The sequence below is a fragment of the Amycolatopsis anabasis genome (assembly GCF_009765355.1).
Taxonomy (GTDB): Bacteria; Actinomycetota; Actinomycetes; order Mycobacteriales; family Pseudonocardiaceae; genus Amycolatopsis; species Amycolatopsis anabasis.
In genome coordinates this window covers 106,491-125,527 of record NZ_VTHK01000022.1, presented here as the reverse complement: position 1 = coordinate 125,527, position 19,037 = coordinate 106,491, and the positions used below count along the sequence as shown (strand labels likewise).

Here is a 19,037-nt window from a genome sequence, read left to right as displayed (position 1 = left end):
TATGCGCCGCGCTGTCAGGGTGCTGCCCCTGGTGGCCGATGCCGAGCCAGGGAGATTGCGCGATACGGAAGGAAGTTTTTCGTGGTCAAGGGCAGGCGAATCATGCTGGCGGCGATCCTGGGCGGTGGTCTGGTGGTGCTACCGGCCCAGGCACAGGCCCAGGAGGTGGTCTCCACCGCGGAGGGTTCGCTCGGCAGCGCCAGGATCACGGTGGGCGGCCAGACCGTGGCAGCCGAGCCGATCGCCGCCTGCAAGGTGGGCGGCACCCTCAAGGGCACTTCGAGCGGCGTTTCGGTCGGCACCACCACCGAATACGGCAAGGGCGAAACCACGTGCACCCGGGATGACAAGGGGGTCTCGACCGCGACCGCGAGCGGAAAGCGGTTCGAGACCAGGGTGCTCAGGCAGTTCGGCGGCCCGATCATCCGGGTCCAGACCTACGGCGCGAGCTGTGCGACCACGGAGAACGGCAGCAGCGGGAGCATCCAGCTCGGCGCGGTGTCCGGCGTGCAGATCCCGCAGGAGATCCCGGCCAACCACACGGTGACCATTCCGGGGAGGCAGGCCGGGGACCCGCCGATGGCCGAGGTCGTGCTGAACGAGCTGATCGCGCCGAACCCGCCGGACGGCAGCCTGATCACCAACGCCATGCACATCAAGCTGTTCCCGCGGGGCGGCCCGGCCGAGGGCGACATCTTCGTCGGCACCGCGGGCTGCGACCCGTACGGCGGTTAGTCTGCCGATATGACTCCCGCCGCCCCGCCCGCCGTCCTGGCATGGCGGGACGGCGGGAGTCCGGTGCGCACCGGGGCGGGGCCGATCTTCGTCCGCACCACCGGCGGAGCGGGCCGCCGGATCGTGTTCCTGCACGGCTACCCGTCCAGTGGCTACGACTTCCGGCACGTCGTCGAGCACTTCCCGGGCACCCCGACGCTCGTGCTCGACTTCCTCGGGTTCGGGCTGTCGGCCAAGCCCCGGCGGCACCGGTACAGCCTGTTCGAGCAGGCGGACCTCGTCGAAGAGGTCGTCGCACTGCACGAGACCGGGCCGGTGGCGGTGGTCGCGCACGATATGGGCACCTCGGTGGCCACCGAGCTGATGGCTCGCGACCTGCGCGGCGAACTGGGCTTCGAGCTGGAGCACGTGGTGCTGTCCAACGGCAGCGTGCTGCTCGACCGGGCCACCCTGCGGCCGATCCAGCAGGTCCTGCGCGGACCGCTCGGACCGGTGGCCGCGCGGCTGAGCAACCGGCCGATGTTCGTCCGCGAGTTCTCCCGGCTGTTCTCCCCGGACCACCCGCTCGGCCGTGAGGAGGCCGCCGCGCAGTGGGCGTTGATCGCGAACGAGGGCGGGAACCGGATCATGCACCTGCTGGCCGGTTACCTGGGCGAGCGGGTGACGCACGCGCCGCGCTGGCATGGCGCGGTGCGGGACTGGCCCAAACCGCTCGGGCTGCTGTGGGGCCTGCGCGATCCGGTCGCCACGGTGGACGTGCTCGCCGGGCTGCGCGAACTGCGCCCGTCCGCCGGGGTCGTCGAACTGCCGGAACTCGGTCACTATCCGCAGATCGAGGACCCGGGCACGTACGCCGACGGTGTGCGCACGCTGCTCGGCTCAGCGCAGGACGGTGCCTGAGCGGGTGAGGAGGCCGAGGTCTTCGCGGCTCGGCAACCCCTCCCAGTCGCCGAGCACGGAAACCGCGAACGCGCCGCACGCGGCCGCCGTGCGCAGCCTCGCCGCGGCGGGCTCACCGGCGAGGAGGTCCGCGAGGTAGCCCGCGACGAACGCGTCCCCGGCGCCGACCGGGTCCACCGCCCGCACCGCGAACGCGGGGATCCGGTGGCGGACGTCGTCGATGTCCGCGATCGCCCCGCGCGCGCCCAGTTTGAGCACCGCCTGCCCGGGACCCAGTGCGCGCAGCCCGCTCAGCAGGCCGTCGTCGTCGCCGTCGAGACCGAGCAGTGCCGCTTCGTCGTCCCCGGCGAAGAGCACGTCGGCGCGCCGGGCGAGGTCGGTGAGCACCGGGCGTGCCGCGTCGGGTGACCAGAGTGCGGTGCGGTAGTTGACGTCGAAGGACACCGGAACTCCGGCCGTGCGTGCGGTCTCGGCCGCGGCGAACACGGTTTCGCGCGCGGTGGCGGAAAGCGCGGGGGTGATGCCGGTGAGGTGCAGGACCCCGGCCGAGGTCAGTGCGCCGGTGTCCAGATCGTCCGGGCACAGCCGGGAGCCCGCGCTGCCGGTGCGGTAATAGGTCACCCGCATTACGTCGGCCGTGCGGTAGTCCTTGAGCATCAGCCCGGTCTTCGCCTCGGGATCGACGACCGCGCCGTCCGTGCGGACGTCCTCGCCGCGGATCCGGGACAGCACGAGCTCGCCGAGTTCGTCGGCCCCGACCCGGCCCAGCCAGCTCGCCGGGGCCCCGAGCCGGCGAGCGCCGATGGCCACGTTCGATTCGGCGCCGGCCAGGCCGACGGTGACCGTGGTGGCATGTCGCAACCGGCCGGAGGGCGCTGTGAACACCGCCATCGCCTCGCCGAGTGTGAACAGTGTTTTCACGCAGAATCTCTCTTGCAGGCTTCACACGGGTAGGGCTTGTGTACCCGGTCGCATCCGGATCGGGTTGACAAACCGATCAACACAATCTGGCACGGCAACCCGATTCACGCCGGCACCGGGTGGCGACACCCTTCACAGGCAGAAGCGCGTCAACATGATTCACAACGAAAGTCTTGGCTACGCGGTTCACACGAAGAACCTCGGCAACGCGCTTCACGCGGAAAACCCCGGTGGCAGGGTTCACGGGAAGAACCTTCGGCAACGCATTACACACGCACGGTGCTGGCGGCACGGTTCACGCACAAGCCTCGACGAAACGGCGTGCACGGGCGGCGAGCTCGTCCAGGCTGCCGTCGGCCAGCGCGTCGCCGATCAGCGGGGACGCCGCCGCGACCGCGACCGCGCCCGCCCAGAGGTAGGCGTTGACGTCGGACAACCGCACCCCGCCGGTCGGCACCAGCGGCACATCCGGCAGCGGGGCCCGCACGGCCTTCAGGTAGGCGACCCCGCCCGCCTCGGCCGCGGGAAACACCTTCACCGCGGCCGCGCCGTACAGCCAGGCCTGGTCGATCTCGGTGGGGGTGAACGCGCCCATGAGCACCGGGAGGGACTTCGCGTGCGCCCGCTCGAGCACGTCCGGATTCACCGTGGGGGTGACCAGGAAGTCCGCGCCCGCCTCGGCGGCGGTGTCCACGTCGTCGGGGGTGCGGACACTGCCCGCGCCGACCACCGCGTCGTCCGGGAGGGCGTGCTTGATCGCGGTGATCGCCTCCGGCGCCCCCGGGGTGGTCAGCGCGGCTTCGAGGAGCCGGATCCCGGCGTCGTAGAGCACCTTGGCGGCTTCGGCGAACCGGGTGGTGTCCGCCGCGCGCAGGATCGCGATGAGCCGGTGCTCCGACAGCAGTTCCCGGAACCGCTCGCCGGTCACGCGGCGACCCTCGGCGTGCCGGTGAGCGCGACGCCCGCCGCCCGCAGCTCGGCCAACGCGGTGTCCACAGTGGACTGCGAAACCCCGGCGGTCAGGTCGAGCAGCACGCGGACCCTGAATCCCGCCTTCGCCGCGTCCGCCGCGGTCGCGCGCACGCAGTGGTCGGTCGCGATGCCGACCACGTCCACGTCGGTCACCTCGCGATCGCGCAGCCAGGTCGCCAGGTCCTCACCGGTCTCCGCGTGGCCCTCGAAGCCGGAGTAGCCGTCGCTGTACTGCCCCTTGGAGAACACCGCCGAGATCGGCGCGACGTCCAGCTCCGGGTGGAAGGAGGCGCCCGCGGTGCCGGCCACGCAGTGCCGCGGCCACGAGCTGACGAAGTCGGGCTGGTCGCTGAAATGACCGCCGGGGTCGATGTGGTAGTCCCGGGTGGCGACGATCCGCTCGTACCCGGCCTTGCGCAGGTGCTCCGATATGTCCGCGGCTACCTTGGCGCCACCGGCCACGGCCAGCGACCCGCCTTCGCAGAAGTCGTTCTGAACGTCCACCACTATCAGCGCCGTACTCATGCTTGTGCACTCCCATCTACGCGAACACTGTCGGAATCGCGGGCTCGCCGTGCGAAAGCTTGAGGCCCTCCCAGGGCAGGCTCACCAGGCCCCGGCGCAGCCGCTGCCTGGCGTCGTCCAGCGTGGGCAGATCCCCGGCGATTTGTCCACCGCGCAGCAGGGGAATCTGCAGCTCGCGGTCGTGCGGCCCGGTTTCCGGCGCCGGTCCGTCGGCCCGGTAGATCACCTCTTCGATCGCGGTGCCGGTGCCGCGGTGGCGGCGCAGCGCGCGTTTCCGCCCACCCCGGGATTCCTTGTGCGCACTGCGTTTCGCCACCGGCCGCCCGTCCACCTCGACGAGTTTGTAAACCATGCCCGCGGTCGGCGCGCCGGAACCGGTGACCACCGAGGTGCCGACCCCGTAGGCGTCCACCGGTTCCGCGCGCAACGCGGCGATCGCGTGCTCGTCGAGGTCGCCGGAGACCACGATCCGGGTGTCGCGCGCACCGAGGGCGTCCAGTTGCTCGCGTGCCTTGCGGGCCAGCGGGCCGACGTCCCCGGAGTCGATCCGGATCGCGCCCAGTTCCGGACCGGCGACCCGCACCGCCGTTTCGATCCCGGCGGTGATGTCGTAGGTGTCCACCAGCAGCGTGGTGTCCGCGCCCATCTTCTCGATCTGGGCGCGGAACGCGGCTTCTTCGCTGTCATGCAGCAACATGAAGGCATGAGCCACGGTTCCGCGGGTGGGAATGCCGTAGCGCCGCCCGGCCTCCAGATTGGACGTGGTGGCGAACCCGGCCAGGTAGGCGGCGCGTGCGGCGGCGACGGCCGCGTACTCGTGCGTGCGGCGGCCGCCCATCTCGATGATCGGCCGGCCGTGTGCCGCGCCGGACATCCGCGCCGCGGCCGAGGCGATCGCGCTGTCGTGGTTGAGGATCGACAGCGCCAGGGTTTCCAGCACGACCGCTTCGGCGAAACTGCCGCGCACGGTGAGGATCGGCGAGCCGGGGAAGTACAGCTCCCCCTCGGGATAGCCGTCGATGTCGCCGGAGAAGGAGTAGTCGGCGAGCCAGGACAGGGTGTCCCCGTCCACCACCGCGGTCGACTCGAGCTGGGTGAGTTCGGCGTCGGTGAACCGGAAGTCGGCGATCGCGTCCAGGACGCGCGCGGTGCCGGCGACCACGCCGTAGCGGCGGCCGTCCGGCAGGCGGCGCGCGAACACCTCGAACACGCACGGCCGGTCGCCGGTGCCGTCCGCGAGCGCGCTGCCCAGCATGGTCAGCTCGTAGTGATCGGTCAGCAGCGCGGTGCTCGTCCCCGCGACGAAGTCGTCCACAGCCATGGGAGAAGCCTATGGGGCAAAGGGCGTGGTCACCCACATGGACCGACCTACTGGACCCCGGGGGGTGCCTTCCGTGACACCATGGAGCGCATGACCACGCCTGTCGAAGCCGAACAGACGCAGGTTGATCCACTCGGTGCCGAACTCGGTGCCGAGGACAAACCCTGGCAGACGGTCGTCTGGAACGACCCGGTGAACCTGATGTCGTACGTGACGTACGTCTTCCAGAAACTGTTCGGGTACAGCCGGGAGCATGCCACCAAGTTGATGCTCGACGTGCATCACAAGGGAAAGGCGATCGTGTCGTCCGGGTCCAAGGAGAAAGTCGAGACCGACGTGGCGAAGCTGCACGCGGCCGGGCTGTGGGCGACCATGGAGCAGCCTTCGTGAACGGCTGGCGGCGCAAGGGCGCGACCATGCTCGCCGGGTTCGAGCAACAGGAGGCCGCCGTGCTGCGCGGGCTCGTGAGCCAGCTCGAGGACATGTTGCGCGCTCGTTCGGACGAGGCGCCGCAGGACGAGCTGTCCGAGCTGACCGGCATCCGCACCGGGCCCACCGAGTCGCCGAACGACCCCGTGCTGTCCCGGTTGCTGCCGGATTTCCACCGGCTCGACCCGGACAACCCCTCCAAGGAGGACCTGGATTCGGCCGCCGCGCTGCGCTCGTTGCACGAGCCGCAACTGCTGGACGCCAAGGTGGGCGTCGCCGCGGTGGTGATGGACACGCTGCCGCGCGACGGCGGCGAGGTCCGGCTGACCTTCGAGCAGGCCGACGCGTGGCTGTCCGCGCTCAACGACGTGCGGCTCGCGCTCGGCACCGCGCTCGACGTCACCGAGGACATGCCGGACGAACTGCCGGACGACGATCCGCGCGCCCCGCACCTCGGCGTCTACCACTGGCTGACCTGGGTGCAGGAGAGCCTCGTCCAAGCGATGACCGAATGACGGCGCGCAAAGCCGCGGAGAAACGAGCATGACGAAGGTCGGTCCGCTCAACTCGATCACCGACGTGGCCGGGGTGCGCGTCGGCCACTTCCAGCGCGTCTGGGAGGGCTGGGCGACCGGCACCACCGTCGTGCTCGTGCCGGACGGCGCGGTCGGCGCGGTGGACCAGCGGGGCGGCGCGCCCGGTACCCGGGAGACGAACGCGCTGGAGCCGGAGAACCTTGTGCAGCGCGTCCAGGGCGTTTGCCTTTCCGGCGGCAGTGCGTACGGACTGGCCGCGGCGGACGGTGTGATGCGCTGGCTCGGCGAGCGGAATCACGGCTTCCGGGTGGGCACGCAGCCGCACGAAGTGGTGCCGATCGTCCCGGCCGCGGTGCTCTACGACCTGCCGCAGAGCGCGTGGGGCAACCGGCCGGACGCCTCGTTCGGCTACGCGGCGTGCGAGGCGGCCGGGATCGGCCCGGTCGAACGGGGGACGATCGGCGCCGGAGCGGGTGCGGTGGTCGGCTCGCTCAAGGGCGGGATCGGCAGCGCGAGCGAGGTGGTCGAAGGGTTCACCGTAGGCGCGCTCGCGGTGGTCAACGCGAGCGGTCAGGCGGTCGAGTTCGCCACCGGGCTGCCCTTCGCGGCGGATCACGGGGTGGACGGCGAGTTCGGCGTGCGGGCGTGGCCGAACCGCCCGGGGCAGGCGCCGCCCCGGCAAACCCCGTTGAACACCACGATCGGCACGATCGCCGTGGACGCGGCACTGTCCAAAGCGGAGGCTCGCCGGCTCGCGGTGGCCGCGCAGGACGGGCTGGCCCGGGCGGTCCGCCCGTCGCACACGATGTTCGACGGGGACACGGTTTTCGCGCTGGCGACCGGTGCGCGGGAGTTGCCGGCGACCTCCGGCCCGTTCGGCGACGCGATGCGGGCGGGCGCGCTGGACGCCCTGTGCTCGGCGGCGGCGAGGACGTTCGCGCGGGCGATGGTGCACGGCCTGCTCGCCGCCGAATCCGCGGCGGGCGTGCCCGCCTACCGCGACGTGTGGCCGGAAGCCTTCTAGCCTTCGTCTTCCGCGGGACGCTGCCGCTTCGCGGCCCGGCGCTGCTGCTCGGCCCGCTCCCGGCACTGGCGCAGGAACTCCTCGTCGGCGGCGGGATCGGTGGCGACGTGGCGGCCGGGCCGTTCGTACTCCGGGAACCGGCTGGGCGCGCTCCGGTAGGCGGACGTCGTGACCGTGCGCGGCCGCCCCGCGACCAGCCACACGATCGAGCCGATCTCGGGGAGCAGCAGGACGATCAGCAGCCACCCCAGCTTCGGCAGGTTGCGGCAGTCGGATTCGTCCGTGGTGGTCACGTCGACGATGCAGAAGATCCAGAGGGCCAGCAGCACCAGGCCAACGGCGCCGAACCCGAATATCGGCATTTGCGCGAACCCTTCCCCAGGCGATTCGAGACCGGGGCAAGGTACCGTATGCCCCCGACAACCAGTGGCCCGCGTCACCGCAGACTTGGAGCAAAGGTCCCCCGCTACGGCTGAACTGGAGCAAAGGTCCCCCGCTACGGTTCAACTGGAGTAAAGGTCCCTCGCTATCGCGTAGCCGGAGCAAAGGTCCCTCGCTGCCGGTATTCCGGAGTAAAGGTCCCTCCCTGCCGCCCAACCGGAGCGAAGGTCCCTTGCTGCCGCCGCGGCGACCGGGGTGGCGGTGCCCGAAAAGTGCGCCGGTGCAACCCGGTGGGAGGGGGCGGCGTCCTCGGGGTATGGCAGGGGTCCGGGGAGCGTTCGCCCAGCTGGTGCGGTTCGGCTGGCTCGAAGCCCAGTGCTGCGCGTTCGCGGTGACCCTGTTCGCCGGGCTGGCCTTGTCGTCGAAGATCCCGCTGCCGATCCCGCGCTACGACGCCCTGCTGCTGTACTGCGTCGCGGTCACCGCCCTCTTCCGGCTCGTGCGGCTGGAATCTACCCGGGACGTCCTGCTCATCGCGTTGTTCCACCTGATCGGCCTGCTCTTCGAACTGGTCAAGGTGCGCCTGGGCTCCTGGTCCTATCCCGAACCCGCGGTGCTGAAGATCTGGGGCGTCCCGCTCTACAGCGGGTTCCTCTACGCCGCCGTCGGCAGTTACGTGTGCCGGGCCTGGCGGCTGTTCGACCTCGGCTTGTCCCGGTACCGCCGCGTCGCCGTCGCCGTGGTCGCCGCCGCGATCTACGCCAACTTCATCACGCACCACTGGCTGCCCGATCTGCGCTGGTTCCTCGCGGCGGCGCTGCTCGTGGTGACCTGGGGCTCGTCCGTGCACTTCACGGTCGGCGACCGCCGCTACCGCATGCCGCTGGCGCTGTCCTTCGTCCTGATCGGGTTCTTCCTCTGGGTGGCGGAGAACATCGCCACCTTCCTCGGCGCGTGGCGCTACCCCGACCAGCTCGACGTCTGGCGGCTGGTGCACCCCGCGAAGTTCGGTGCCTGGGCGATGCTGGTGAGCGTCGCGTTCGTGGTGGTCGCCACCGCGAGTTCTAAAACTCGGGTGGCCGGTCTCACCATATGAACGGACTGTGTCCAACACGTAAGATGACTTCGTGCTTCGCATTCGCCGTGAACTCGTCAACGAGATCGTCGCGCACGCCCGCCGTGACCATCCCGACGAGGCGTGCGGGGTGATCGCGGGCCCCGAGGGCTCCGACCGCCCCGAGCGCTACATCCCGATGCTCAACGCGGCCCGCTCACCCACATTCTACGAGTTCGACTCTGGGGATCTGCTCAAGCTTTACCGCGAGATGGACGCGAACGACGAAGTACCGGTCGTGATCTACCACTCGCACACCGCGACCGAGGCATACCCTTCGCGCACCGACATCTCTTACGCTTCCGAACCCGACGCGCACTACGTGCTGGTGTCCACCCGGGACCCGGAGCGGCACGAGTTCCGGTCCTACCGGATCGTCGACGGGGTCGTCACCGAGGAGCCCGTCGAGGTAGTCGAGGAATAACCGCACCACTTCGAACGTCTGCCCGTAGAGAAACCCAAGCGGAGGTAATCCATGGCCGTGACCGTGTCCATCCCGACCATCCTGCGTACGCACACCGGCGGCGAGAAGTCCGTCGAGGCGAGCGGCAGCACGGTGCTCGAGGTGATCGACGACATCGAGTCCAGGCACGGCGGTCTGAAGGCGCGCCTGGTCAAGGACGAGAAACTGCACCGCTTCGTGAACGTCTACGTCAACGACGAGGACGTGCGGTTCGCGGGCGGGCTCGGCGCCGAGGTCAAGGACGGCGACACGCTGACCATCCTGCCCGCGGTAGCCGGCGGCGCGTAGGCGATGACGCGCTACGAGTCGCTGCTGGACGCGCTCGGTGGCACACCGCTGGTCGGGTTGCCCCGGCTGTCCCCGACACATGACGTGCGCCTGTGGGCGAAGCTCGAGGACCGCAACCCGACCGGGTCGATCAAGGACCGCCCCGCGCTGGGCATGATCGAGGCCGCCGAGCGCGAGGGACGGCTCCGCCGCGGGTCGACGATCCTGGAGCCGACCTCCGGCAACACCGGGATCTCGCTGGCCATGGCCGCCAAGCTCAAGGGCTACGGCCTGGTCTGCGTGATGCCGGAGAACACCTCGGCCGAGCGCAAGCAGCTGCTGCAGGCCTACGGCGCGCGGATCGTGTTCTCCCCGGCGGCGGGCGGTTCCAACGAGGCCGTGCGCCGCGCGAAGGAACTGGCCGAGGCGAATCCGGACTGGGTGATGCTCTACCAGTACGGCAACCCGGCCAACGTCGACGCGCACTACACGACCACCGGGCCGGAACTGCTCGAGGACCTGCCCACCATCACGCACTTCGTCGGCGGTCTCGGCACCACGGGCACGCTGGTCGGCGTCGGCCGGTACCTGCACGAGCAGAAACCGGACGTGCAGATCGTCGCCGCCGAACCGCGGTACGGGGAACTGGTCTACGGGCTGCGCAACCTCGACGAGGGGTTCGTGCCCGAGCTCTACGACCCCGAGGTGCTCAACGGGCGGTACTCCGTGGGCGCCTACGACGCGCTGCGCCGCACCCGCGAACTGCTCGAGCACGAGGGCATCTTCGCCGGGATCTCCACCGGGGCGGTGCTGCACGCGGCGCTGGCCGTGGCGGAGAAGGCCGCGGCGAAGAACGAACCGGCCGACGTGGCGTTCGTGGTCGCGGACGCGGGCTGGAAGTACCTGTCCACCGGCGCCTACTCCGGTTCCCTCGACGAGGCCGCGGAGCGGCTGGACGGTCAGCTCTGGGCCTGAGCACGGGCAGAATGGTCCGATGAAGGTCATCGGACTGCTCGGCGGGATGAGCTGGGAATCGTCGAGCCACTACTACCGCCTGGTCAACGAACGCGTCCGCGACACCCTCGGTGGGCTGCACTCGGCCTGCTGCGTGCTGTACTCGGTGGATTTCGCCGATATCGAGCGCATGCAGGCCGAGGGCCGCTGGGACGAGGCGGGCAAGGCACTGCGCGACGCCGGTGCCGCGCTCCAGCGCGCCGGGGCCGACGTGCTGGTGCTGTGCACGAACACCATGCACAAGGTCGCCGGGGCGATCGAGGAGGGGCTGGACATCCCGCTCCTGCACCTCGCGGACACCACCGCCGCCGCGATCACCCGCGCCGGGATCGCGAAGGTCGGCCTGCTGGGCACCGGATTCACCATGGAACAGCCGTTCTACCGCGAGCGGCTCGCCGCGCACGGCCTCGAGGTGCTCGTCCCCGAGCGCGCCGATCGCGAGCTGGTGCACCGGGTCATCTACGACGAGCTGGTGCTCGGGGTCGTGTCCGAAGATTCCCGGCAGGCCTATCGCGAGGTCATCGGGCGGCTGGTCGAGGCGGGAGCCGAGGGCGTCATCTACGGCTGCACCGAGATCGAGCTGCTGGTCGGCCCGGAGGACAGCGCGGTGCCTGCCTTCCCGACGACCCGGCTGCATGCCGAGGCCGCGGTGGACTACGCCCTGGGCCGCGCATCCCTTCCCTCGACCCCTTGATCTCAGGGATTTCTCCCGAGGCAGGTACGGCGACACGGTCGTAGCCTCGAGGATGTGAGCACTCAGCCCCAGCCGGTTCCGGCCGGCAAACCGCCCGCGCCGAACGCCGCCAAGCGCATCCTCCCGGCCAACCCCAAGGCCGCCGGGATCGTCGCGCTGGCCTTCACCGCGGTGCTGTACCTGGTGGAACTGGCCGACGTGGTCCTGCCCGGCGACCTCGACCAGGCGGGGATCCGCGCCCGCAGCCTGTCCGGCCTGGACGGGGTGATCTGGGCGCCGCTGCTGCACGGCGGCTGGGGCCACCTGCTGAGCAACACCATCCCGGTGCTGGTGTTCGCCTTCCTCGCGATGGCCGCCGGCATCGGCCAGTGGATCGCGGTCACCGCGACCATCTGGATCGTCGGCGGGCTCGGGGTGTGGCTCACCGGACCGTCCGACGCGGTCACCGTCGGCGCCTCCGGGCTGGCCTTCGGCTGGCTGGCGTACCTGCTGGTGCGCGGGCTGTTCAACCGCAGCCCCGGCCAGCTCGCGGTCGCCGTGGTGCTGCTGGCCGTGTGGGGCGGCATGCTCTGGGGCGTGCTGCCGGGCAATCCGGCGATCTCCTGGCAGGGCCACCTCTTCGGCGCCCTGGCCGGGGTGCTCGCCGCCTGGATCGCCGCGAAGGCGGACAAGTCCCGTAGCGGCAAGGGAACGGCCGCGCCGGGTAATCTCGGGGTGTGAGCCCGCCCGCCGATGCCCCGATTGGTGTTTTCGATTCCGGAGTCGGCGGGCTGACCGTCGCACGGGCGATCCTGGACCAGCTCCCGGCCGAACGGCTGCGCTACGTCGGCGACACCGCGCACAACCCGTACGGCCCGCTGCCGATCGCCCGGGCCCGCGAACTCTCCCTGGCCGCCCTGGACGAGCTGGCCGAAGGCGGGGTCAAGGCGCTGGTCATCGCGTGCAACACGGCCTCGGCCGCCTGCCTGCGGGACGCCCGGGAACGCTACGACGTCCCGGTGATCGAGGTCGTGCTCCCCGCGGTGCGCCGGGCGGTCGCGGCGACGCACACCGGCCGGATCGGTGTGATCGGCACCGAAGGAACGGTCCGTTCACGCGCTTACGAGGACGCCTTCGCGGCGGCGACCGGGCTCACCGTGACGAGCGTCGCATGCCACCGGTTCGTCGACTTCGTCGAGCGCGGGATCACCTCCGGCCGCCAGATCCTGGGCCTCGCCCAGGGCTACCTGGAGCCGTTGCTGCGGGCCGAAGTGGACACCCTGGTGCTCGGCTGCACGCACTACCCGTTGCTGACCGGCGTGTTGCAGATCGTGATGGGACAGCAGGTGACCCTGGTCTCCAGTGCGGAGGAGACGGCGAAGGATGTGGTGCGCGTGCTCACCGAAGCGGAACTGCTGTCCGAACGGGACACCCCGCCCCGGCACGAGTTCGTGGCCACCGGTTCGGCCGAACCGTTCGCCCGGCTCGCCCAGCGCTTCATGGGGTTCGCACCCGGTGTGCTTTCACCCACCGTTGCGTGACGGACCACAAACACACATAGGGTGTCGATCGTGCGACTGACGATCCTCGGTTGCTCGGGAAGCATCCCCGGGCCGAATGAAGCCGCGTCTGGTTACCTGGTCGAGGCGGACGGCTTCGTACTGGGGCTGGAGCTGGGCAACGGCACGCTGGCCCAGCTCCAGGCCAAGCGGGACCCCTTCGAGCTGGACGCGCTGGTGCTGTCCCACCTGCATCCCGATCACTGCGCGGACGTCAGCGCGCTGACCGTCCTGCGGCGGTACCACCCGTCGCCGCCTTATCCGGAACGTCCCCGGCTCCTGCCGCTGTACGGGCCCGCCGACGTGGCGATCCGGCTGGCGAACGCGTATGCGCCCAATGAGGCTGAACGCGCCGAAACCGATCTTTCGGATGTGTACACATTTCACACGCTGAATGACGGTAACTTCGTCATCGGGCCGTTCGAGGTTGCCGCGTTTCACGTCGACCACCCGACCGAGGCGTTCGGCCTGCGGATCTCCTGCGGTGGCCGGACGCTCGCCTACACCGGCGACACCGGACCGTGCGAGGTCCTCGACGAGCTGGCGGCCGGTGCCGACGTCCTGCTAGCCGAGGCCTCGTGGACCGACGCACCGGAGCGCCCGATCGGGGTGCACCTCTCTGGCAAGAAGGCCGGTGCGCTGGCCGACCGGGCGGGCGCCCGGCGCCTGCTGCTCACCCACATCGCGCCTTGGACCGACCGGACGGAGATCCTGGCCGAGGCCCGCGCCGAGTTCTCCGGGACCGCCGACCTGGTCGAGCAGGGCGCGGTCTACGACGTGTGAACCCCGGTGCAGGAGCAGCCAGGCGAGCAGCCCGACCGGGATGATCAGCCAGCAGGACAGCAGCCGGTAGGCCAGCACCGCCGCCGCGGCCGGTGATTCGCCTGCCCCGGCGGACACCAGGCCGGTGAGCAGGCTGAGTTCGATCACCCCGATGCCGCCCGGGGTCAACGGGATCTGCCGCACGATCTGGACCGTGAGGTAGACCGTCGCGAGTTCCAGCACGCCGATCCCGATCCCGAACGCGCGGGCGGCGGCGAGCAGGCAGATCAGGTCGGTGAGCCAGTTCGCCACGGCGGCGCCGAGCGCGAGCAGCCAGTGCCTCGGCCGGACCGATCGGGACGTGACGACCGCGTCGGCGAGCGGCCGCAGCAGCGCGGCGAACCGGGGGAACCGCGCGGAAAGCCGGTCCAGCCGCACCAGCCGCACCGGGTGCCCGGGATGCCGACCGGCGAGCAGCGAGCGGACCAGGGCGGCCAGGGAGACGATCAGGGCCACCACCGCGAGCCCGGTCGCGGCCGCGTGCGTGTGCCAGGCCGCGGACAGTTCGAGGACGCCCGAGGTGAGTGCGCCGGTCGCGTAGAGCAGGGCGAGCCCGATCATCGAGAGCACACCGGAGAGCACCATGACGGCGGTGGCGGCCGCACGATCGGCGCCCCCGGCGCGGAACTGGCGGAAGGCGTATCCGGCCGACACCGCGGAACCCGCCGGCAGGCTGATCGAGATCGCGGACCTGCTGTAGGAAAGCGCGAGCGCGCGGTGCCGCGGCATGGTGACGCCGAAGGCGAGGAGCAGCCGCCGCTGCTGGCGGGCGAACATCGCCATCGAGACGAATTCGGCGAGCCCGGCGGCGAGCAGCCAGCGGGGGTCGGCGGCGTGCAGCGCGTCCAGGATCGCGGCGGGCGCGGGCACCCGGTCGCGCAGCGTCAGCACCATGATCGCGAGCACGGCGACCGTCCCGAGAACCTTGGCGAGCCGTCGGCCCCATCGCCTGCTGTCCATGGCGCGCTCCTATTTCATCCTACGATGAATTATGCGCCGGGCAGGGGTCGTGTCAACGTGTGTTGAAATACATCGGGCGGCTCAGCGAACCGTGGTTTCGGCTCGGTAGTCGTCGGCGAGTTCGGTGAGGTACGCGGACAGCAGGGCGGCCCCGCTCAGGAAACCTCCCGCCGGATCGAACTCGGCCATGTCGTAGGCGAGTTCGGCGCCGCGGCGGCTCGGGGTCGGGTTGCTGACGTCGGTGAACCAGTCCAGCAGGGTGAGCTGGCGCTGCTGCTCGCCCGGCCGCGGGCCGGGGGAGACGGGGTCGAGCAGGGCGGGCCGGTTGCGCAGGGTCCAGCGGTACAGCTCGGAGAAGCCGAAGAAGCGCTGCTCCACTCCGGACGCCGGGACGCCGTGCTCCCGCTCGGCCAGCGCGACCCCGTGTTCGGTGGAGGCTTGTTCGGCCTCGCTCCACGTCCGGTCGTGCACCGAGCGGTCGGCCAGCCGTCCCCGGCCGAGTTCGGTCAGGTAGGTCGCCCAGCGCAGGGAGCCGGGATTGCCGAACGTGTCCGCGGGCCGCCCGAGCGCGATCGCGATCCCGCGTTCGATCCCTTCCAGGATCCCGGCGTCCACATAGGACACCCAGCTCCCGGGTGCGCCGAGCCCGTGGTCGTGGAAGAAGGTGATGATCCCCTCGATGTTGCGCCAGCGCGGCCGGTGGCCGGGGGCGATCGTTGACGCATGGCCAGCGGACATCGCGCGCAGGAACACGAGGCGCTCCGGCATGGTCATCAGGTTGAGCTCCTCGGCGCCGCAGGTCAGCTCGGCCGCGCACTGCTCGGGGCTGCGGTGCTGGTCGGCGGCCGCGAGGCCGGGAGCGGCGCCGCACAGCAGCACCGAGATCAGCAGGACGGCGAGGACGGAACACCGGTGGGTCATCGTTGGCTCCCCGTGGCGTGAGTGATCTGGATCGCACCCTAGCGCGTTGACCGAATGTCAACAAGCCCTGTGCGCACCGGCACTCGGCCCTCGGCGCGGAGGTTCTAGAGTGCAGCCGTGGTGAGAAAAGACGGCAGGAACGATGACCAGCTCCGCGAAGTGAAAATCACCCGCGGTTTCCAGCGGTGGCCTGCGGGTTCCGTGCTCATCGAGTTCGGCGAGACCAGGGTGCTGTGCGCGGCGAGCGTCAGCGAGGGCGTGCCGCGCTGGCGTGCCGGTTCCGGGCTCGGCTGGGTCACGGCGGAGTACGCGATGCTGCCTTCGGCCACCAACACGCGCGGCGACCGCGAATCGGTCAAGGGGCGGATCGGCGGTCGCACGCACGAGATCTCGCGGTTGATCGGCCGCTCGCTGCGGGCGTGCATCGACCTCGCGGCGCTCGGCGAGAACACCATCGTCATCGACTGCGACGTGATCCAGGCCGACGGCGGCACCCGGACCGCGGCGATCACCGGCGGTTACGTGGCGCTGGCCGACGCGGTCACCTGGCTCGCCGCCGCGAACCGGCTCAGCGATCCGCAGCCGCTGTCCGCCGCGGTGTCCGCGATCAGCGTGGGCGTGGTCGACGGCCGGGTGCGGCTGGACCTGCCGTACGAAGAGGATTCGCGCGCCGAGGTGGACATGAACGTGGTTGCCACCGACGCGGGCACGCTCATCGAGGTGCAGGGCACCGGTGAGGGCGCCACGTTCACAAGGTCCACATTGGACAAGATGCTGGACCTGGCGCAGGCCGGTTGCGCCGAGCTGACCCGCAAGCAGACCGAGGCGCTGGCCCTGCCCTACCCCGGCGAGCTGCCCGAACCCAAGCCGGACAAGAAGTCGAAGGGCGCCAAGTGAACCAGGTTCTGCTCGCCACCCGGAACGCCAAGAAACTCGGCGAACTGCGCCGAATCCTGGCCGCGGAGGGAATCGAGGGCCTCGAGGTGCTCGGGCTCGCCGATGTCGAGGAGTTCGAGGAGGCCCCGGAGACCGGCGCCACCTTCGAGGAGAACGCCCTGATCAAGGCGCGCGAGGCGGCCGCGGCCACCGGCCTGCCGTCGATCGCGGACGATTCGGGCATCGTGGTCGACGCCCTGAACGGCATGCCGGGGGTGCTTTCGGCCCGCTGGTCCGGGCGGCACGGGGACGATCAGGCGAACCTGGACCTGGTGCTGGCGCAACTCGCCGACGTCCCGGACGAGCGCCGGGGCGCGGGCTTCGTGTGCGCGGCGGCCCTGGTCATCCCGGACGGCGGCGAGGTCGTGGTGCACGGCGACTGGGGCGGCACCCTGACCCGGAAACCCCGCGGCGCCAACGGTTTCGGCTACGACCCGATCTTCGTGCCGGAAGGCGGGACCCGGACCTCGGCCGAACTGGACCCGGCGGAGAAGGACGCCGCCTCCCACCGCGGCCAAGCCCTCCGCGAGTTGCTGCCCTACCTCCGCGAACTCACCGCCTGAACCTCCCCAAAGCCACATCGGGGTTTTCTCGGTGCTCGTCCGGTATCGCGTTGGCCGGTGTTCCGAAACGGGGAACTCGGGCTACCGAAACGGGGAACACACGCGACCAGAACGGGGGACTCGCGCGCTGGCGGGGACCCGCTGGCGCGTGTTCCCCGTTTCGGACGTGCGAGTCCCCCATTTCGGCACACCGAGTTCCCCATCTCGGTAGGCGAGCTCCATATCCGGGCACCCCGCCGCGAGTTGCACACTGAGGCACGCGAGTTACACGTTCGAGCACGCGAGTTGCACACTCGGGCAGGCGGGTTGTCCGTGTGGAGCCCCGCGGGCGCTGCGGGTTCCCGATCGCGGTGGGCGCCGGGAAGCCGATCGGTGTCGCGGGGTGGTCCCGAGTGTGTATTTCGGTTGCTTGAGTGTGGAGTTCGGCGACCGGAACGGGGGACTCGCGGCAGGCAGGTCCCCGCTGGCGCGAGTTCCCCGTTTCGGTAGGCGAGAAAACCGAATTGGGGGAGTCGGCTATTCGGCGAGGCCGAGGTCCCGGATCAGCTTGGCGACGTGGCCGGTGGCGCGCACGTTGTACAGCGCCTTGGCGATGGTGCCGTCGGGGTCGATGACGAACGTCGACCGGATGACACCCTGCACCACGCGGCCGTAGTTCTTCTTCTCGCCGAACGCGCCCCACGCGGTGAGCACGGTCTTCTCCGGATCCGACAGCAGCGGGAAGGTGAGCCGCTCGGCCTCGGCGAACTTCGCCAGCTTCTCCGGCTTGTCCGGCGAGATGCCGAGCACCTGGTAACCGGAGCCGTTCAGCTCGGCGAGGTTGTCCCGGAAGTCGCAGGCCTGTTTCGTGCAGCCCGGGGTGCCGGCCGCCGGGTAGAAGTACACGATGACGTGCTTTCCCCGGAAATCGGAGAGCGAGACGTGCTGCCCCGCGCTGTCCGGGAGGGTGAAGCCGGGGGCCTTTTCACCGGCCGAAAGTCGCTGCTGCTCGGTCATGGGCCGAGCGTAGCGGGCGGGTCCGACGGAAACCGATTCAGGCGGAACCGCAGTACATCGCGACATCCGGGCTCGACGCGCTCGGCCGCAGCGACAGCTGGAGCTCGGCCGGTTCGGGCGGTACGGCGAAGGCCAGCGTCACCCGGGTGTTGCGCGCCGGGAGCACGTCCTTGCCCGCGTCCACGATGCCGTTGAATCCCTGGGTCGCGTCGACCACCTGCTTGGCCGGGACCCCGGCGATGCTGGCCGCCACGCTCAGCCCGGACAGCCGGTAGGGCTCGGTGCCGTCGTTGCGGATGCCGATTTCGAAGGCGACCGCGCGGTCGCTCTGCGGGTAGGCGGTCGTGCTCGGCCGGAAGGACTTCGGAATCGACACCGAGATGGTCACTCCTGCCGCGAACCGGTACTCACCGCCGAAGTCCATGTCCACGCGGGCCGGTGCGGCCGAGCCGGGTTCGACGGCACGCTGCGCGATCGGGTTACCGCCGGTGCTCATCGAGCTGCCGCGTTCCTGCGTCGGGGTGCCGCAGGCGGCGACCGTGAGCAGCGCGCACACGGCCAGGATGCGCGTCGGGGTGCGCACTGGCGCCACTCCTTTACTCCAGTCGGCGCGAAGCTTGGACCATTCGGGGTAGGTACTTCTGCCCAAGCCCGACCCACTCTGGCCAAAATGGGACGCTCGTGCGAGTCGTGAACCGGGGTTGAGGCGGAGCTGGTGTACGGCTGTGGCCGATCCGTGATCGGAGCGGCACGTCGAGTGACAGTTGTCACCTCGATGCCACTCAGGTGGCGAGCGCGAAGAACACGATGAAGGCGCTCACGCCGGCCAGCCAGGCGACGATGAGCCAACCGAAGTCACGCCATGGGTCGACCTGCCGGTTGTCCTCGCCGGGCACGTAGACGCCGCGCATTTCGAACCAGTCCGCCCAGTGCAGGAGCCATCGGGCGGGATTGCGCCCCGGCATGACAGCACCTCCCTGCGCACTTCGCGGATGTCGTAGCCAC

The 19,037-nt window shown here is 70.5% G+C and carries 24 protein-coding genes and 1 pseudogene; 15 read left to right on the top strand and 10 right to left on the bottom strand.

Annotated elements, in window-relative coordinates; genetic code table 11:
- The first annotated feature begins 81 nt into the window (after window positions 1–81).
- Together FXO23_RS27220 and FXO23_RS27215 are read left to right on the top strand one after the other, a co-directional pair.
- A complete protein-coding gene (locus tag FXO23_RS27220) occupies window positions 82–735 on the top strand; it encodes a hypothetical protein (protein ID WP_179956884.1) in 654 nt (217 codons plus the stop codon).
- 9 nt (window positions 736–744) lie between these two features.
- On the top strand, window positions 745–1,635 hold the full coding sequence (locus FXO23_RS27215) for an alpha/beta fold hydrolase (RefSeq protein ID WP_158888287.1): 891 nt from the start codon (window positions 745–747) through the stop codon (window positions 1,633–1,635).
- On the opposite strand, the gene FXO23_RS27210 is transcribed toward FXO23_RS27215, so the two are convergent.
- From FXO23_RS27210 to FXO23_RS27195, 4 genes are all read right to left on the bottom strand, one after another.
- Window positions 1,615–2,556 (bottom strand): sugar kinase, encoded by a 942-nt coding sequence (locus tag FXO23_RS27210; RefSeq protein ID WP_281356601.1) that lies wholly within the window; start codon window positions 2,554–2,556, stop codon window positions 1,615–1,617. The genes FXO23_RS27215 and FXO23_RS27210 overlap by 21 nt on opposite strands.
- A gap of 295 nt (window positions 2,557–2,851) precedes the next feature.
- Complete coding sequence (locus FXO23_RS27205; protein ID WP_158888286.1) at window positions 2,852–3,484, bottom strand: bifunctional 4-hydroxy-2-oxoglutarate aldolase/2-dehydro-3-deoxy-phosphogluconate aldolase; 633 nt, start codon at window positions 3,482–3,484, stop codon at window positions 2,852–2,854.
- Window positions 3,481–4,053, bottom strand: a complete 573-nt coding sequence (locus FXO23_RS27200) for an isochorismatase family protein (RefSeq protein WP_158888285.1) — start codon at window positions 4,051–4,053, stop codon at window positions 3,481–3,483. The genes FXO23_RS27205 and FXO23_RS27200 overlap by 4 nt, the downstream gene beginning before the upstream one ends.
- A gap of 16 nt (window positions 4,054–4,069) precedes the next feature.
- Window positions 4,070–5,374: a nicotinate phosphoribosyltransferase gene (locus FXO23_RS27195; protein WP_158888284.1), complete on the bottom strand. Its 1,305-nt coding sequence runs from the start codon at window positions 5,372–5,374 to the stop codon at window positions 4,070–4,072.
- 90 nt (window positions 5,375–5,464) lie between these two features.
- Here FXO23_RS27195 and clpS point away from each other — a divergent pair, with 90 nt between their 5' ends.
- Genes clpS through FXO23_RS27180 form a run of 3 tightly spaced genes read left to right on the top strand, consistent with a single transcriptional unit; the run spans window position 5,465 to window position 7,363 of the window.
- Window positions 5,465–5,764, top strand: coding sequence for an ATP-dependent Clp protease adapter ClpS (clpS, locus tag FXO23_RS27190; RefSeq protein ID WP_158888283.1), 300 nt, complete (start codon window positions 5,465–5,467; stop codon window positions 5,762–5,764).
- Entirely contained in the window at window positions 5,761–6,318 is a 558-nt protein-coding gene (locus tag FXO23_RS27185; RefSeq protein ID WP_158888282.1) for a DUF2017 domain-containing protein, read from the top strand. The genes clpS and FXO23_RS27185 overlap by 4 nt, the downstream gene beginning before the upstream one ends.
- Before the next feature lie 28 nt (window positions 6,319–6,346).
- Entirely contained in the window at window positions 6,347–7,363 is a 1,017-nt protein-coding gene (locus FXO23_RS27180; protein WP_158888281.1) for a P1 family peptidase, read from the top strand.
- Here the strand turns inward: FXO23_RS27180 and FXO23_RS27175 are convergent.
- A complete protein-coding gene (locus tag FXO23_RS27175; protein ID WP_158888280.1) occupies window positions 7,360–7,725 on the bottom strand; it encodes a PLDc N-terminal domain-containing protein in 366 nt (121 codons plus the stop codon). The genes FXO23_RS27180 and FXO23_RS27175 overlap by 4 nt on opposite strands.
- A 335-nt stretch (window positions 7,726–8,060) precedes the next feature.
- Between FXO23_RS27175 and FXO23_RS27170 the strand changes: the two genes are divergently transcribed.
- From FXO23_RS27170 to FXO23_RS27135, 8 genes are read left to right on the top strand one after another with little or no spacing between them, the layout of a single operon-like run.
- Window positions 8,061–8,840 (top strand): DUF817 domain-containing protein, encoded by a 780-nt coding sequence (locus FXO23_RS27170; protein ID WP_158888279.1) that lies wholly within the window; start codon window positions 8,061–8,063, stop codon window positions 8,838–8,840.
- A gap of 31 nt (window positions 8,841–8,871) precedes the next feature.
- Window positions 8,872–9,282 (top strand): M67 family metallopeptidase, encoded by a 411-nt coding sequence (locus tag FXO23_RS27165; RefSeq protein ID WP_158888278.1) that lies wholly within the window; start codon window positions 8,872–8,874, stop codon window positions 9,280–9,282.
- A gap of 51 nt (window positions 9,283–9,333) precedes the next feature.
- A complete protein-coding gene (locus FXO23_RS27160; RefSeq protein WP_158888277.1) occupies window positions 9,334–9,609 on the top strand; it encodes a MoaD/ThiS family protein in 276 nt (91 codons plus the stop codon).
- Between the two features lie 3 nt (window positions 9,610–9,612).
- Complete coding sequence (locus FXO23_RS27155; protein WP_158888276.1) at window positions 9,613–10,563, top strand: PLP-dependent cysteine synthase family protein; 951 nt, start codon at window positions 9,613–9,615, stop codon at window positions 10,561–10,563.
- 19 nt (window positions 10,564–10,582) lie between these two features.
- Complete coding sequence (locus FXO23_RS27150) at window positions 10,583–11,296, top strand: aspartate/glutamate racemase family protein (RefSeq protein ID WP_158888275.1); 714 nt, start codon at window positions 10,583–10,585, stop codon at window positions 11,294–11,296.
- 54 nt (window positions 11,297–11,350) lie between these two features.
- Window positions 11,351–12,016 (top strand): rhomboid family intramembrane serine protease, encoded by a 666-nt coding sequence (locus FXO23_RS27145; RefSeq protein WP_158888274.1) that lies wholly within the window; start codon window positions 11,351–11,353, stop codon window positions 12,014–12,016.
- Window positions 12,013–12,816, top strand: coding sequence for a glutamate racemase (gene murI, locus FXO23_RS27140; protein WP_179956883.1), 804 nt, complete (start codon window positions 12,013–12,015; stop codon window positions 12,814–12,816). Before FXO23_RS27145 ends, murI begins: the two co-directional genes overlap by 4 nt.
- Before the next feature lie 30 nt (window positions 12,817–12,846).
- Window positions 12,847–13,617 carry an MBL fold metallo-hydrolase gene (locus FXO23_RS27135; RefSeq protein WP_158888273.1) on the top strand — a complete coding sequence of 257 codons (771 nt, stop codon included), beginning with the start codon at window positions 12,847–12,849 and terminating at the stop codon, window positions 13,615–13,617.
- Window positions 13,618–13,638: 21 nt separating this feature from the next.
- Here the strand turns inward: FXO23_RS27135 and FXO23_RS51755 are convergent.
- Window positions 13,639–14,616: pseudogene (locus FXO23_RS51755) on the bottom strand (lysylphosphatidylglycerol synthase transmembrane domain-containing protein); the annotation flags it as partial.
- Window positions 14,617–14,697: 81 nt separating this feature from the next.
- Window positions 14,698–15,537, bottom strand: a complete 840-nt coding sequence (locus FXO23_RS27125; protein WP_158888272.1) for a hypothetical protein — start codon at window positions 15,535–15,537, stop codon at window positions 14,698–14,700.
- A gap of 117 nt (window positions 15,538–15,654) precedes the next feature.
- Here FXO23_RS27125 and rph point away from each other — a divergent pair, with 117 nt between their 5' ends.
- Window positions 15,655–16,434 carry a ribonuclease PH gene (gene rph / locus FXO23_RS27120; protein ID WP_158888271.1) on the top strand — a complete coding sequence of 260 codons (780 nt, stop codon included), beginning with the start codon at window positions 15,655–15,657 and terminating at the stop codon, window positions 16,432–16,434.
- Complete coding sequence (gene rdgB / locus FXO23_RS27115) at window positions 16,431–17,036, top strand: RdgB/HAM1 family non-canonical purine NTP pyrophosphatase (protein WP_158888270.1); 606 nt, start codon at window positions 16,431–16,433, stop codon at window positions 17,034–17,036. The genes rph and rdgB overlap by 4 nt, the downstream gene beginning before the upstream one ends.
- Before the next feature lie 516 nt (window positions 17,037–17,552).
- Here rdgB and bcp read toward each other — a convergent pair.
- The 3 genes from bcp to FXO23_RS27100 all read right to left on the bottom strand — a co-directional run bounded on the left by bcp (window position 17,553) and on the right by FXO23_RS27100 (window position 18,997).
- Window positions 17,553–18,032, bottom strand: a complete 480-nt coding sequence (gene bcp, locus FXO23_RS27110; RefSeq protein WP_158888269.1) for a thioredoxin-dependent thiol peroxidase — start codon at window positions 18,030–18,032, stop codon at window positions 17,553–17,555.
- 37 nt (window positions 18,033–18,069) lie between these two features.
- Window positions 18,070–18,624, bottom strand: coding sequence for a hypothetical protein (locus tag FXO23_RS27105; protein WP_179956882.1), 555 nt, complete (start codon window positions 18,622–18,624; stop codon window positions 18,070–18,072).
- 190 nt (window positions 18,625–18,814) lie between these two features.
- Window positions 18,815–18,997: a hypothetical protein gene (locus FXO23_RS27100; RefSeq protein ID WP_158888267.1), complete on the bottom strand. Its 183-nt coding sequence runs from the start codon at window positions 18,995–18,997 to the stop codon at window positions 18,815–18,817.
- Between the last annotated feature and the right edge of the window lie 40 nt (window positions 18,998–19,037).